Here is a 14,531-nt window from a genome sequence, read left to right as displayed (position 1 = left end):
GCTTGTGCCATGGGTCAGGACCGGCAACGCATAGACAAGTGGTTGTTTTTCGCCCGTGTGGTGAAATCGCGGTCGCTGGCGGCCAAACTGGCGCAATCGGGCCGCGTGCGGGTCAATGGCGACAAGATCGACCAGCCGAGCCGGCAGGTTGCCGCCGGCGATGTGCTGACGGTAACTCTCGACCGCAAGATCATGGTTTTGAAGATCCTCGGGCCGGGTGAGCGGCGCGGTCCCTATGAGGAGGCGAAACTGCTCTATGAGGACCTGAGCCCGCCGCCGGTCGCGTCGGACAAGCGGCCCGCGGCGCTGGCGCCTTTCCGCGAAGCGGGCAGCGGCAGACCGACAAAACGCGAACGACGTCAGATGGACAAATGGAAATCATCAGGCGAATAGCGCATATGGCTTCAGTCCGAATAAGCGCGACAATTTGTAACAGGCGCAAGATTCTTTACGAAGCGGTGGTTCTGCGACACGGATATGCTCATTGGGGGCGCAAAAAATAGAACGCTTTTTCTGGAAGAACCGGGCAGGAAAGCCACACTGCGGTTTGCATTGATATGCCGGTCTTGCCAAGGCAAATCAAAGCCGCTACCTGAACGACAGTCTAACAACCGACCAAGACCAAGCCGGAGCCATCCATGACATATATCGTCAACGATAATTGCATCAAATGCAAATATACCGATTGCGTGGAGGTCTGTCCGGTGGATTGCTTCTATGAGGGCGAGAACATGCTCGTCATTCATCCGGACGAGTGCATCGACTGTGGCGTGTGCGAGCCGGAATGCCCGGCAGAAGCGATCAAGCCAGACACCGAGCCGGGTCTGGAAAAGTGGCTCGAGATCAATACCGAGTTTGCGGAAAAGTGGCCCAACATCACCATGAAGAAGGACGAGATGCCTGAAGCCGAAAAATATGACGGCATGGAAGGCAAGTTTGAGAAGTTCTTCTCCGCTGAACCCGGCGAAGGCGATTGACCTGCGGTTGCCGGTTGTGGCGCGCAGCCTAAACAAGCGGTGATTGCCGCCATCTTGAAAATGTTCAAGAATTAACCAATATTGTATTGAAGCCTGCCGTACTATTGTGCAGGTGCGGCAAATTATTGATTCGCGCGGTTTTTTGTGCTATTTATGTGTGACTGACCACAGGCAGGTTCGATGAACCCGCCATGATTGCCACGACCACGGAAGAATAACATCCCCGCGAACCTGAGTTCTTGTGACAGCGACTTCAATGTTCAGCTGTCGGATTTGGCCGGATGGTTGATTGTCCGCGTGTGCAGTCGTCAATATAAATTCAGGGCGTACGGATTGAAGTTTTTGTCCGGCATGGCCCTCCAGTTCGGATCAGTACCCAACCCGGCGGTCTCCGGGGCTGTAACAGGGAGTATGAAGAACGTATGACAACCCAGCAGAAAAAGTCTTCTCAGCGTCAGGGTTTCAAGACCAATGAGTATATTGTCTATCCGGCCCATGGTGTTGGCCAGATCGTGGCAATTGAAGAACAGGAAGTTGCGGGGCACAAGCTCGAGCTTTTTGTCATCGATTTCGACAAGGACAAGATGCGGTTGAAAGTACCGGTTGCAAAAGCCTCGTCAATCGGCATGCGCAAGCTCGCCGAAACGGATTTTGTCGACCGTTCGCTAAAAGTGGTTCAGGGACGGGCGCGCATCAAGCGCACCATGTGGTCCCGTCGTGCCCAGGAATATGATGCCAAGATCAACTCCGGTGATCTGATTTCCATTGCTGAAGTCGTTCGCGATCTATACCGCGCCGACAACCAGCCGGAACAGTCCTATTCCGAACGGCAGCTCTATGAAGCGGCACTTGACCGGATGGCCCGCGAAATTGCGGCCGTCAACAAGCTGTCGGAAACGGAAGCAGTGCGCCTGATCGAGACCAACCTCAACAAGGGTCCGAAACGCGGCAAAGCTGCTGAAGACGACACCGCAAATGATGGCGAAAAGCAGGAAGCAGCGGCTTAAAAACGCTCTTCCGGCCTGGTTCACCGGAATGTGAATAAGGCGACAAATTGCCTAAAATTTTACGAAAACCCGGCCAATGGCCGGGTTTTTTGCGTTTTTTACTCAGGTTTTATGTATTCGGAAACGATTGGTTCCAAATGGTGAACACAGCGTTTCCTTGTATTTCCGATGATCCATACACACGATTGTTACGTATGAAGAATGCGTTTCCCCTCATAATGGGGAAAGCCGGCCCCAAAGGTCCGGCGTGTGAAGGGCGCATTTGGGAGAGTTTGCAGAAAACTTTTCATTTGGGAGTGCGACATGAGCGGAGTTCGTGCCGGAAATGACATGATCAAGGCTGCAATGGCAGCCCCCTACCTCGATCGCGAAGAGGAGCACGAACTCGCGGTCAGCTGGAAGGAAAACAAGGATCAGGAGGCGTTGCACAAAATAGCAACCGCCCATATGCGGCTTGTCATCTCGATGGCGGCTAAATTCCGCAATTTCGGTCTGCCGATGAACGACCTCATTCAGGAGGGCCATGTGGGTCTGCTCGAAGCGGCGGCCCGGTTCGAACCGGAACGCGATGTGCGTTTCTCCACCTATGCCACGTGGTGGATCCGTGCGTCTATCCAGGACTACATCCTTCGCAACTGGTCGATCGTGCGCGGTGGCACCAGTTCGGCGCAAAAGGCGCTGTTCTTCAACCTGCGGCGGCTGCGCGCAAAACTGTGGCGCAGCAACGAGAATATGGGTGAAAGCGCAATCCACCAGGAGATCGCGCTGGCGGTCGGCGTCAATGTGAAAGACGTGGCAGTCATGGACGCCCGGCTTTCAGGATCCGATACGTCCCTGAATGCGCCGGTTTCAGATTCGGAATCACCGGGCTCGGACCGCATTGAATTCCTCAAGAGCGATGATCCGCTGCCGGACGAACAGGTCGGAATCATGATCGATCAGGAGCGCCGGTCAGAGTGGATCAAGTCGGCGCTGGACAAGCTGAATCCGCGTGAAATGAAGATCATCCAGGAGCGGCGGTTGAGCGAGAACGGAGCGACGCTGGAGGCGCTCGGATCGAGCCTCGGCATATCGAAGGAACGGGTCCGGCAGATCGAAAACCGCGCGCTTGAAAAGCTCAAAGTGGCGCTGGAAAAAGACTCGCCCGCGATCACCAGCATCTGACGGTCCTTCAGAACCAAACCCTATAGCGGCCCACATTCATGAAAGGATGTGGGCTCTTATGCGCGCGTAGCCAAAACCGATGTGAATGCGCTGGATATATCCAACGGCCTGCAGGTCGTTCTGCTTCAGCGCGGTCTTCAGGCCGGAGAGTTCCTCGACCAGGGAGTCGGCGACTTCATGGCCGGCCTTTTCCGCCACCTGATGCCAGGTGCTTGCCGCCTGCCAATAGGTTTGCAGCCAGAATGAGCGGAGAACCTTGTTGCCGATCAGATCTACAATCAGCTGATTGAGCTGATGGTTCAACTGCACATATGTTTTTGAGTCAAAATTCCGGGCAAGTTCCTGTGCCTGAACAAGCAGGCGCTCTGCCCGCTCTACATGAACATCGCTGATATTGGCCGGATGGACCGCGCCGATAAGCTGAGCCAGTTGCAGGCGCATTTCGTAAATATCAGCGATTTCGCCGTCGGACAGTTGGACAACGACGGTGCCGACGCCATTGCGCGATTTTATCAAACCCAGATGGCTGATGCGGCCAAGGGCATCGCGAACCGGCGTACGGCTCACTCCGAATTCCGCCGCAAGGTCCGCCTCCTTCAGTTGATCTCCAGGCTTGTATTCCAGAAAACAGATGCGCTCGAGGATGATGCGCTGCAAATCGGCGGCAAGCTGCTTCTTGTCGCTGCCGGCTTGCCGGTTGTGGGTTGGTTCAACGAGGGACACATCGTTTCCTTGGCTTGAATTGTCTATACGCTGTTTCCGCCATCTCAGTGGTCAGCCAACAGCCGGCCGTAGCCCGGGATCCGGTCGTCGATCCCGGCCAGCCGAAGCATGTCCCACATCATGGCCTGGTTAGAACAGATAACAGGCTTTGCAAGGCGCTGCTCCAGTTTCCCAATGATGTCGATGCTGCGCAGTGCGCCGCAGCTGATGAAAAGAGCATCTGCATCACGCCTGTCCGATTGCACGGCAAATTCTGCCAGATAGTCCGGACGGACCCTGATCATGTCGCTGTCCTTTTCGAGGCTCAGCCCGGCGATGTTCGTGACTTCGAAGCCGGCATTTTCCAGATAAACGGCCTCCTGCCGGTTTATTTCCTCAAGATAGGGCGTGGCAACTGCAATACGTCTGGCACCGACCTGCTTCAATGCCCTGATAACGGAGGTTATGAGTGAAGTCGGTTTGGCTTGGGGTGCGCCCTTCTTCAGCTCGTCAAAGACCCGATCCTCGCCGATGACCAGGCTGCCGGATGTGCAGGCGTAGGTGATGACATTAAGACTGCCGTCGGGAAGCAATGTCGAAGCAGCACGCGCCAGATCGCCGGCCTGACCCTGAAGATTTTCCACTGTGATGCTGTCGGGAATGGCTGCCCTGGTGAAATGCAGTCCGACACCGTCCGGGCACATGCGGAACATGTTCTCCTCAATCGTCTGCTCCGTCGCCAGCAGGACGAAGCCCAGCTTTGCTCTGTGATGGTGTCCCCTATCAAAAATCTGTGTCATTCGAATTTCCCCAAGCTGTATACATTATAGCAAATTAGAGTGCTATTATGCCAATATTATTGCTATTGACAGCCAAGCTGTACACAGCTACGCCGTCAATTGGTGTATGAAAGCGCACATGCATAGAGTTCACGGCCTGTTTTTCGGATGCCGTGATTTCAGGCCGGAGGACCGTTCAAATGCTCGAGGAAGCAAAGACAAGAACAGCAAACCTGCAGATCAGGATGAAGGAAAGGGGCATTCGCAAAGCGGTTTTCACCGACGAAAGCTCTATCGCTTATCTCGCCGGCTTCTGGGGCTATCTCGGGATCGAGTTTGGCCGGCCGACAATGCTGGTTGTCGATGCGGACGATGCACCCGTGATAGTCACCCCGTTGATGGAATCCGAAATGGTCCGGGAAATGACCTGGGTCGAAGACATCCGCGTCTGGGAGGATGCCGGCCAGCGCAGCTGGGGACGGGCCTTGAGCGAAATCGTCGGCGAAAGCCCGGCGGAACTGTGGATTGAACGCAATCATATCCCGGCAATCGTGCGCAACTATCTGGACGACAGATACCCTGATGCAAAGTTGAGCGATATTTCCCCGGTCCTCGGCGAACTGCGTGTTATCAAGACGCCGTTCGAAATCGGTGTGATGAAACAGGCAGGCAGCATTGCCGAGGCGATGATGGCGGCGGCTCACAATTCGCTTGCCGAAGGCGCCCATGAATATGAATCGGCGATTGCGGTGATCGAAGCCGGCTCGCGCGCGGCTGCGAAGTTCTTGACCGAACGCGGCTGGGACCGGTTCGTATCGCCGATGATCCACAATCTACAGATCCTGCAAAGTGGTGCGGATACGTCCATGGTTCATCGGCGTGCCAGCGTAAAGGCCTACGAGAAGTTCGATCCGGTCTATTTCTGCTTCTGCAACATGGCCCAGTTCAAACAATATAAGCTTGGCTTTGATCGCATGTTCCATATCGGAGCGGTGAAGGATGAGGCCGCCCGCGTTCAGGAGGCCGCGATTGCCGCGCAACAGGCTGCAATCGCGGCCATTCGCCCCGGCGTTCTTGCCGAAGATGTGGCCGCCGCCGCAAACGAGGTCTATCAGGAACGGGGATACGAAACCGGATACCGCACGGGCCGTTCGATCGGCGTTGCCTATCTTGAAGCTCCGGAGCTGAAGGCCGGTGACAAGACACCGCTGCAGGCCGGCATGACTTTCGCCGTCGACGGCGGTATTTCGATTGACGGCGCGACAGCCGGCCGGATCGGCGATTCCATCGTCGTGACGGATGACGGCATGGAATACATCACCAATTATCCGCGCGAAATCCTTCTGAGCAACGGCTGATCCATGCAAGACAATCTGAATGTCGTTGTTGCCCAAAGCCCTGCGGAACTGGTCGGTCCGTCAGAACGTCTGGCCTGGCTTGAGACGTCAATCCGCTCAATCGGGGAGCGCGGTGCCGATCTAATTGTTCTGCCGGAATTGTTCCTGACCGGATACAATGTCGGTGACACGGTCGATGAATGGGCGGAAGGCCGTGATGGAAACGCATTCCGCCAGATTGCCGGTCTTTGCCGCAGGCACGATATCGCTATTCATTTCGGCTATGCCGAAAGGGACGGGGAGCACCTGTTCAACGCCGCAGCCTGTATCGGCAAGGACGGGGCTGTTGTCGCAACCCATCGAAAGCTGCTTTTGCCGCCAGGTTTTGAAGCCAACCACTTTGAGGCTGGCCGGGAATGCCGAACGTTTGAAATCGGGCAGTTCACGATTGCAACGCTGATCTGCTACGACGCCGAATTTCCCGAAAATTTCAGACATGTGGCCGCGGCAGACCTGGTTCTGGTTCCGACGGCCCTGGCAGCACAGTGGGAGGTTGTTGCGCATAAGGTCATTCCGGCGCGGGCTTTCGAGAACGGCATGTTTGTGTGCTATGCCAATCACGCCGGCCATGAAAACGGCATCGATTATCTCGGGGCAAGCTGCATTGTGGCCCCGGACGGCAGAGATCTTGCACGTGCCGGCCGCAGCGAGCAATTGCTGTTTGCAAGTCTCAACATTTCACAGGTTAAAGCGGCAAGGGAGCGGCTTCCCTATCATCGCGACATGAAAAAACTGCCCTGGCTCAAAGCAATCTGAACCATCCGGCCTACCGGTCGGACACGATCTTGATCTTCTGACCCGTCGAAAGGCTTGCGCCCTGCGGCAACGCGTTCAGCAGCCGGAAAAGTTCCAGCCGGCGGTTGGTGCCGCGCATGCGGCCGGCGAGCGACGTAATGGAATCGCCGGGTTTGACCTTGTACAATCTTATCCTGAGCGGCTTCAGCGAAGCCGTTTCGGATGAGGTCATCTTGCGGAATGAATTGCGCACCAGCATGGCCGTCGGCTCAAGACTGCGGCTGCCGGATGGTGCGGCGGTTAGCAGTCGGTATATGCGGTTCTTCACCCGGATGACCGTGACATCGAAATCCCACTTGTCGGCCGAGGCGCGCGCCGTTGCCGCGTCGAGCCCGTTGATCTTCGTTTTCCTGATGGTCGAAGGATCGAGGCCGCTTACCCAGCCGCTGGAAATATAGTTGGTCAGGGCTTTCTTTCCCTTGTCCGTAACCCCGTCGAAGCGGATGGCAATGTCACCGGGACCGGTTGCCAGGACTGCCTGCGCCGTATTGTCGATCTCAAAACCTTCTGGAACGCTGAAACGGATGCCGAGCCGCGGATGCAGGAAGGTCAGCCCGCGAACGTAGCCCTCGTTGGGGCTGTCGCCGTATAGGAGCCCGTTGATGCCATCGAGATACATGTCGCGGTCTCGGGTTCCGGTTCCCGGTGGTCCGAAGGCGCGTGCATGGCGTGTGGCAAGCTCCAGTCTTTTGGGCGCATCGGGATGGCTCGACAGAAAATCGAGGCTCTGATCGGCGTCCGCGTCGCCGGCACGAAAACGGCTATAGGCCTCCATGGACTGCAGGAAGCGGGCCGCTGCGTATGGGTCGAAGCCGGCCTGTCCGAGCATGCGCACGCCAATGACGTCGGCCTGCAGTTCCTGCTGCCTTGAAAAGGCGGCGAGCCGCAATTTGCTGCGCGCAATGGCCTGTTGTCCCGCAATTTCATTGGACAGGACCTCGGCGGCGACCTGGCTGGCTATGACTTCGGCTTCCTCGGCCCGCTGGCGCTGAAGGCCGTGATTGGCGGTCACATGCGCCATTTCATGTGCAATGACGGCGGCGACCTCGGATGAATCATTGGCAAGCGCCAACAGGCCGCGGGTGACGTAGAGATAACCACCCGGCAGGGCAAAAGCATTGACCGCGGGGGAATTCAGTATGGTGATCCGCCAGGTCTGTTTCGGGTTCTCCGACACCAATGTCAGGGCGCCGACGATGCGGGCAAGAAGACGCTCGACCTTCTGATCGCTGTATTCGCCGCCATAGCTTGCGACAATGCGCGGATGTTCCTTGGCGCCAAGGCGCGCGCGCGGATCGTTTTTTTCGAGCCGCCCGACCGTCTGCGGATTTGCCGAAGGGCCGATCGATGACGAATTCGTTTCGCTGAGCAGCGACTGGCAGCCGGCCAGCCCAAGGCACAGAACACCCGCCAGCAGCTTTTTCAAAGCCGCCCTGCCGAGCTTGCGGCGCCCCGGTTTCGTTCCGGAAGACCCGTCGATTGGAAGCGAATGCGTGATTTAATCTGTACCTTGTCGGTTCTCGGTGTGTCCTGTCGCTTTCTAGAGCGAGTTGCGCATAAATGAAACCACCTGTTTTTTACCCCTGAAGGCGATTTTCAAGTGACCCGGTCTATTGTCCTCCATGACCGAGATAGTCGGCAAGTCCCGGAATATCGCCCCTGTCAAAAAAGCCGCTTGCAGCGCCACTGGCGACGGTCATACCCTTATCCAAAAAAATAATCGTGTCGGCAATGCCGACAGCTTCTTCCGGCTGATGGGTCACGAGCAACAGGGTCATACCGGTTTCAACTTGCAATTGCCGGATTAATAGCAGCATATCACGGCGTAATCGAGGCCCGAGGGCGGCAAAGGGTTCGTCGAGCAGCAAAACGGATTTCCGGCGCACCAGAGCGCGGGCGATTGCCACGCGCTGGCGTTCTCCGCCCGACAAGGTGCCGGGCATGCGTTTTTCAAACCCGGTAAGGCCGACGCGGTCCAGCGCCGCGGCCACAATTTCCCGATCTGCGGGGTCGGTTGTCAGTTTCGGGCGGATGCCGAGCACCACATTGGTTCCGACATCAAGATGGGAAAACAGGTTGTTTTCCTGAAACACCATCGAGACCGGACGGTCGGCAGGGTCGGCACCGGTGACGTCGGCACCGCCGATACGCACACAGCCGCTATCGGGTTTCTCGAATCCGGCAACAATGTTCAAAAGCGTCGATTTTCCAGCGCCTGACGGTCCGATCACAGCCGAAATCGTGCCGGCGGCAACACGTGTGTCGAAGTGCATCGTGTAGTCGTCACGCGCAAGGAAAACATCCTCTATCGCCAGATCCTGTCCAATCACAATTGCGCTCCGGCTTCACCTTTGCGCCGTTCCTGATCGGCAAACACCATCAGCAGCAGGCAGACTATGCCGAGCATGAGCGCCAGTCCGGCGGCATCGTTGGTGCGGTAGCTGCCCATGCGCTGAAGCAGAAGATAGGGCAAGGTGACGACATCCTGGCTGCCGAAGAGGGCAATGGCGCCGAGATCGCCCAGTGACAGCGCCATGGCAAAGGCGGTTGCCAGGAGAAAGGCGCGGCGAAGTCCCGGCCAGTCGATGAGCAGCAGCCCGTCGAGCCCGGCAATGCCGAGAGATGCGGTAAGGCGCGCAGTGCGGGCCATATGGGTCGTGTGGGCCGGTTCGAGGACCCGGATGACAAATGGCAGAGCCATCAGCGCATTGACCACAATGACAATGACCGGGGCGATAGCGAAGACATCCACCTGGTTGCGCAGCAAAACAAACCAGCCCGCGCCAAGCACGATGGGCGGCACAAGCAGAACCAGGCTGGAGGCGCCGGATGCCAGAATGCGAAAAACACGCGCCCATTTCTTTTGTTTTGCCAGCGGCAGGGCGGCGTAGCGGGCACGCACAAGCATCAATGCCATCGAGACCGACAGAAGCGCCGCTATCAGAGCAATCATCAGACTGGTGGCTATGGCCCGCCAGACGATGGTTTCGCCGAGCAGGCGGCCAAGGTCTGCCAGCAGTCCGGACAGGACGATGGAAACAAGCGGTGCAATGAGGAACAGGGCGCAAGCCGCGATCAGGCCGAAGTCGCAATAGCGTGCACCCGCGCCCTTGCCCGGATAGCGCATGGCCGGCTGACCGAGTGTTGAACTCTCCTCCGGCGCACCGCCGATGAGGGCGAGCAGGGCAAGCAGGAATGATGTCAGCAGCAACTGGATAAGGGCGAGGACAACGGCCCGTTGCGGATCAAAATCGAAGCGCAGCGACTGGTAGATGGCAACTTCTATGGTTGTTGCTCCCGGGCCTCCGCCAAGCAGCAGAACCAGCGTGAAACTGGTGACACACAACATGAAGACGAGGCCGCAGACCGCGGCCAGATGGCTGCGCATGAATGGCCATTCTATCAGCCGGAAGACGGTCCAGGACCCAAGGCCAAGCTGGCTTGCGTTGCGCCAATGTTCGGAAGGTACGCGGTCGAGCTGCGAAAGAAGCAGCCTGGTTGCAAGCGGCATGTTGAAAAAAACATGGGCGATAAGGATGCCGGTCAGTCCATAGATTGAAACGGGGCCGTCCATGCCCATACCCACGAGTGCCGTATTGACGATGCCCTGCCGCCCCCAGATTTCAATCAGCCCGAGGGCCGCAACGATCGGCGGCAGCCCGATCGGCACGGCCAAAAGGCGTAGCAGCCATTTTCGCCCGAAGAATTGCTGCCTGCGGGCAAGCGCGCGTGCAAGCGGTATGGCGACAATGACGGACAGCAGCGTCGACAGGAATGCCTGCAGCAGCGTGAACCGCGTGACCTTCCAGATATAGGTGGAAAAGAACGGCGCCTCGCTATCGGAGGCGCCAGCGGCTGTCAGCAACAGGGCAAGGACGGCGGCACCGATCACAAGGGCCATTGTGCCCAGCACGGCATAGCCCGCGCCTATGCTTGTGGCCATCTGCCGCCTGCCCAGCATTGGTCAGTCACTCATGACCGCAAGCCATTCGTCGACCCAGGCCTTGCGGTTTTCGGATACTTCATCAGCCGAATAAAGCAGCGTCTTTTTGGGTTTCACCAGGTCGCCGAAGGCTGCCGGAAGCGGCTCGGACAGTTTGCCGGCGGGGAACATCCAGTTGGTTGTCGGAATGGCGTTCTGGAACGATGGTCCGGTCATGAATTCAAGGAATTTCCCGGCGAGTTCCTTGTCGTCGGACGATTTGACGAGGCCGGCGACTTCGATCTGCATATAGTGGCCTTCATCGAAGCTTGCGGCCTGGTAGCGGTCGGTCTCCTCGGCAATCATGTGGTAGGCGGGCGAGGTGGTATAGGACAGCACCATCGGAACTTCGCCCTTGGTGAAAAGGCCATAGGCTTCCGACCAGCCGGGCGTGACCGTCAGGACGCGGTCTTTCAGTTTCTCCCAGGCCTCAGGTGCTTCGTCGCCGTAAACGGATTTGACCCACAATAGCAGGCCAAGACCGGGCGTCGACGTGCGCGGATCCTGGATGGCGATTTTCTCATCGGGGTTGCCTTCGACGAGTTCCTTCAGGCTGGCCGGGGGCGTATCGAGCGCGTCGGTGTCGTAAACGACAGCAAAATAGCCGAAATCATAGGGAATGAAGATGTCGTCCGACCAGTTTCCCGGCACATTCACGTTTGACTGGTCAATGCCGCTTGGCTCGAACAGGCCGGTTTTCTTTGCCTCGGTCACGAGATTTGTGTCCAGGCCGAGAACAATGTCGGCCTTTGTGTTGTCGCCCTCGAGCTTCAGACGGTTCAAAAGCGCAACGCCATCGGCAATGCCAACCCAGTTGAGGGTGCAATCGCACTCCGCTTCGAAGGCTTTTTTTACGACCGGGCCCGGGCCCCAGTCCGAAACGAAGCTTTCGTAAGTGTAGACGGTTAACTCGCGATCGCCAGCGATTGCGCCGGTGGCGAGCGACGCGCCGGCAAGGACCGCAGCAAAAGCGGTTGTGAAACGGTGTGGTTTGACGGGCATAAGCGCCTCCTTTGATAGTGTTATCCGGGAAAAAGGCGCTTTGTTGCGTCTAATCCCTCCGCCGGTGCAAGCCGGATCAGGTTCCTCGGGTTGGCGTGAGCCTCTCAGCAAACCGCATCTGCGGCTGGCACCCCGTTAGAGCAGGAACCGTCATAATCGGCCTTGCCAGCGCTGGCAAGTGCGGGAAAAGCTGCTATGTGCTTCGGACAATGAAGAGTAAGACGACATTTTTGATCCTGCTCGGCGGGAATCTGGAAAAAACCGCCCGGCTGCGGCAGCAAATCGCCGGGGCGCGGGTGATTGCCGCCGATGGCGGCATGTTTCATGCACATGGTCTGTCGCTGAAGCCGGAAATGTGGGTTGGCGATTTCGATTCTTCGCCTGAAGAGCTCCAGCAGCGCTGGTCAGGGACGCAGCGAAAACCGTTCCCCGCCGCCAAGAACCTGACGGACGGGGAGATTGCCGTCGAAGAGGCACTGGCCCTTGGAGCGGAGAGAATTATTCTGGCCGGTGCGCTCGGAGGCGAACGCAGCGACCATGCGTTTTTCCATATGACCCTTGCCTGCGCACTTCTTGGGCGCGGCGTCGGTGCGCTGTTGACATCGGGCCTTGAGGAAGGCTGGCCGCTCGGTCGCGGCGCGCAGATCATCGACCTGCCGCCATCGTCGATGTTCTCGATCCTGAATTTCGACGATGTGTCAGGGCTGAATATTGAGGGTGCGCGGTATCCACTCAAGCAATACGACCTGCCGTTTGGTTCCTCCCGGACAATTTCGAACGTTGCGGAAGGCCCGGTCACAATCACAATTGACTCCGGAACCGCGCTGTTGGTGGCGCGCCCGTTCGATCTTTCCGGCAGGTAACAATGGCGCCACCGATCCTTAAACTCGACGATATCCATCTGACGTTCGGCGGCACGCCGCTGCTCGCCGGTGCCAATCTGCAGATTGAGGCGGGCGAACGCATCTGCCTTGTCGGCCGCAATGGCTCAGGCAAATCGACGCTCATGAAAATCGCCGCGGGAATGGTCGAGGCGCAGTCCGGCGAGGTATTCAGGCATCCGTCGACGACAATTCGATATCTGGAACAGGCGCCGGATTTTGCCGGCCATGAGACGGTGCGTTCCTACGCGGAGGCGGGGCTTGGCCCGGGCGATGATCCGCATCGGGTGAGCTATCTGCTCGAGCATCTCGGCCTTTGCGGCGATGAGGTGCCGGAGCGCCTTTCAGGCGGTGAAGCACGGCGGGCGGCGCTGGTGCGCGTGATGGCGCCCGAACCCGACATTCTGCTTTTGGATGAGCCGACCAACCACCTGGACCTGCCGACAATTGAATGGCTGGAAGGCGAGCTGCAGCGCACGCGCAGCGCCCTGGTCGTTATCTCCCATGACCGCCGTTTTCTGGAAAACGTGTCGCGCTCGACCGTCTGGCTCGATCGCGGCGCAACCCGCCGGCTCGAAAAGGGATTCGGCGCTTTCGAAGCCTGGCGCGACAAGACCCTTGAGGAAGAAGAGCGCGATCAGCACAAGCTCGGCCGCGCCATCTTGCGTGAAGAGCACTGGCTGCGCTACGGCGTGACCGCGCGCCGCAAGCGCAATGTCCGGCGTCTTTCGGAACTGCACGAAATGCGCGCCAGGCACCGCAGCCATCGCGGCCCGACAGGCACGATCGAAGCGACCGCATCCCGCGCCCGCGATTCCGGTAAGCTTGTGATCGAGGCCGAGGCAATTGCCAAGTCCTTTTCCGGGCGCAGCATCGTTACGGATTTTTCAATCAAGGTGCATCGCGGCGACCGTATCGGGCTTGTCGGACCCAACGGGGCCGGCAAGACCACGCTGCTCAAAATGCTGACGGGCCAGCTGGCTCCGGACGCCGGAACCGTGCGCCTCGGGGCCAACCTGGAAGCCACAGTGCTTGACCAGAAACGCGATGCGCTCAATCCCGACGAGACGCTTGAGCATTTTCTGACCGACGGGCGCGGCAGCAACCTGCTCGTCGATGGCGAGCAGCGTCACGTCACCGGTTATATGAAGGATTTCCTGTTCCAGCCGGAGCAGGCCCGCACCCCCATTCGAGAATTGTCGGGTGGCGAAAGGGCGCGGCTGATCCTGGCGCGCAACCTCGCAAAACCGGCCAATCTGATCATTCTCGATGAGCCGACCAACGACCTCGACATGGAGACGCTCGACCTGTTGCAGGAAATCGTCGCAGGCTTTGCCGGCACAGTCATTCTCGTCAGCCATGACCGCGATTTTCTCGACCGTACGGTGACTTCGATTATCGCGCCTGCAAACCCGCAATCGCCGGATGGACGCTGGCTGGTTTATGCGGGCGGGTATTCGGACATGCTGGCGCAGCGCGGGAAGGTGCAGCCGGTTTTGGCAAAGCCAAAACGGGAAAAGACCGGATCGGACAACAGGGTTTCAAAACCAGCGGACAAGAAAAACAAGCTTTCCTATAAACAGAAATTCGCCCTTGAAACTTTGCCGGAAAAGATCAGCGAGGCGGAAGCCCGTGCTTCCGAACTCGAGGAAAAGATGGCGGATCCGGATCTCTTTACCCGCGATGTGGAAGGTTTTAACCGTCTGGCTGACGAATTGTCCGCGTTGCGTGAAAAGCTCTCTGCAATGGAAGAAGAATGGCTGGAGCTGGAAATGCTGCGCGAGACGCTTGAAAACGGCGCGTCCTGAAGCAATTTACCCGCAAGTTGTTTGCGCGGATGAACTT

14 protein-coding genes and 1 riboswitch are annotated in these 14,531 nt (G+C 58.0%); of the genes, 8 read left to right on the top strand and 6 right to left on the bottom strand.

Annotated features, from left to right (window positions below; all coding sequences use genetic code 11):
• Positions 1 to 9: 9 nt before the first annotated feature.
• The 4 genes from ABVT35_RS24130 to ABVT35_RS24115 all read left to right on the top strand — a co-directional run bounded on the left by ABVT35_RS24130 (position 10) and on the right by ABVT35_RS24115 (position 3,148).
• On the top strand, positions 10 to 393 hold the full coding sequence (locus tag ABVT35_RS24130; RefSeq protein WP_368470026.1) for an RNA-binding S4 domain-containing protein: 384 nt from the start codon (positions 10 to 12) through the stop codon (positions 391 to 393).
• Between the two features lie 245 nt (positions 394 to 638).
• On the top strand, positions 639 to 977 hold the full coding sequence (fdxA, locus tag ABVT35_RS24125; protein WP_368470024.1) for a ferredoxin FdxA: 339 nt from the start codon (positions 639 to 641) through the stop codon (positions 975 to 977).
• Positions 978 to 1,399: 422 nt separating this feature from the next.
• Complete coding sequence (locus tag ABVT35_RS24120; RefSeq protein WP_368470022.1) at positions 1,400 to 1,984, top strand: CarD family transcriptional regulator; 585 nt, start codon at positions 1,400 to 1,402, stop codon at positions 1,982 to 1,984.
• Between the two features lie 303 nt (positions 1,985 to 2,287).
• A complete protein-coding gene (locus ABVT35_RS24115; protein ID WP_368470021.1) occupies positions 2,288 to 3,148 on the top strand; it encodes an RNA polymerase factor sigma-32 in 861 nt (286 codons plus the stop codon).
• Between the two features lie 36 nt (positions 3,149 to 3,184).
• On the opposite strand, the gene ABVT35_RS24110 is transcribed toward ABVT35_RS24115, so the two are convergent.
• Together ABVT35_RS24110 and ABVT35_RS24105 are read right to left on the bottom strand one after the other, a co-directional pair.
• The gene (locus tag ABVT35_RS24110) at positions 3,185 to 3,871 is read right to left on the bottom strand and encodes a GntR family transcriptional regulator (RefSeq protein WP_368470019.1); all 687 of its coding nucleotides are present in this window, start codon (positions 3,869 to 3,871) and stop codon (positions 3,185 to 3,187) included.
• Positions 3,872 to 3,915: 44 nt separating this feature from the next.
• Entirely contained in the window at positions 3,916 to 4,650 is a 735-nt protein-coding gene (locus ABVT35_RS24105) for an arylmalonate decarboxylase (RefSeq protein ID WP_368470018.1), read from the bottom strand.
• Positions 4,651 to 4,829: 179 nt separating this feature from the next.
• On the opposite strand from ABVT35_RS24105, the gene ABVT35_RS24100 reads away from it, so the two are divergent.
• Both ABVT35_RS24100 and ABVT35_RS24095 read left to right on the top strand, forming a co-directional pair.
• Complete coding sequence (locus ABVT35_RS24100; RefSeq protein WP_368470017.1) at positions 4,830 to 5,987, top strand: M24 family metallopeptidase; 1,158 nt, start codon at positions 4,830 to 4,832, stop codon at positions 5,985 to 5,987.
• Positions 5,988 to 5,990: 3 nt separating this feature from the next.
• A complete protein-coding gene (locus ABVT35_RS24095) occupies positions 5,991 to 6,782 on the top strand; it encodes a carbon-nitrogen hydrolase family protein (protein ID WP_368470015.1) in 792 nt (263 codons plus the stop codon).
• Positions 6,783 to 6,792: 10 nt separating this feature from the next.
• On the opposite strand, the gene ABVT35_RS24090 is transcribed toward ABVT35_RS24095, so the two are convergent.
• The 4 genes from ABVT35_RS24090 to thiB form a co-directional block, all read right to left on the bottom strand.
• Positions 6,793 to 8,247, bottom strand: a complete 1,455-nt coding sequence (locus ABVT35_RS24090; protein ID WP_368470014.1) for a M48 family metalloprotease — start codon at positions 8,245 to 8,247, stop codon at positions 6,793 to 6,795.
• A 184-nt stretch (positions 8,248 to 8,431) separates the two neighbouring features.
• Positions 8,432 to 9,094, bottom strand: a complete 663-nt coding sequence (locus ABVT35_RS24085; protein WP_368470442.1) for an ATP-binding cassette domain-containing protein — start codon at positions 9,092 to 9,094, stop codon at positions 8,432 to 8,434.
• A 53-nt stretch (positions 9,095 to 9,147) separates the two neighbouring features.
• Positions 9,148 to 10,764, bottom strand: a complete 1,617-nt coding sequence (gene thiP, locus ABVT35_RS24080; RefSeq protein WP_368470013.1) for a thiamine/thiamine pyrophosphate ABC transporter permease — start codon at positions 10,762 to 10,764, stop codon at positions 9,148 to 9,150.
• Between the two features lie 21 nt (positions 10,765 to 10,785).
• Positions 10,786 to 11,805 carry a thiamine ABC transporter substrate binding subunit gene (thiB, locus tag ABVT35_RS24075; protein WP_368470011.1) on the bottom strand — a complete coding sequence of 340 codons (1,020 nt, stop codon included), beginning with the start codon at positions 11,803 to 11,805 and terminating at the stop codon, positions 10,786 to 10,788.
• Between the two features lie 36 nt (positions 11,806 to 11,841).
• Positions 11,842 to 11,950: riboswitch (TPP riboswitch) on the bottom strand.
• A 64-nt stretch (positions 11,951 to 12,014) separates the two neighbouring features.
• Here thiB and ABVT35_RS24070 point away from each other — a divergent pair.
• Both ABVT35_RS24070 and ABVT35_RS24065 read left to right on the top strand, forming a co-directional pair.
• The gene (locus ABVT35_RS24070; RefSeq protein WP_368470009.1) at positions 12,015 to 12,668 is read left to right on the top strand and encodes a thiamine diphosphokinase; all 654 of its coding nucleotides are present in this window, start codon (positions 12,015 to 12,017) and stop codon (positions 12,666 to 12,668) included.
• A 2-nt stretch (positions 12,669 to 12,670) separates the two neighbouring features.
• Positions 12,671 to 14,494 (top strand): ABC-F family ATP-binding cassette domain-containing protein, encoded by a 1,824-nt coding sequence (locus ABVT35_RS24065; RefSeq protein ID WP_368470008.1) that lies wholly within the window; start codon positions 12,671 to 12,673, stop codon positions 14,492 to 14,494.
• Positions 14,495 to 14,531: the final 37 nt, after the last annotated feature.

Origin of the sequence: Hoeflea sp. TYP-13 (assembly GCF_040932035.1) — a bacterium.
Lineage (GTDB): Bacteria > Pseudomonadota > Alphaproteobacteria > Rhizobiales > Rhizobiaceae > Hoeflea_A.
The sequence above is the reverse complement of the archived record's forward strand: the minus strand, read 5'-3'. Positions and strand labels throughout refer to the sequence as shown.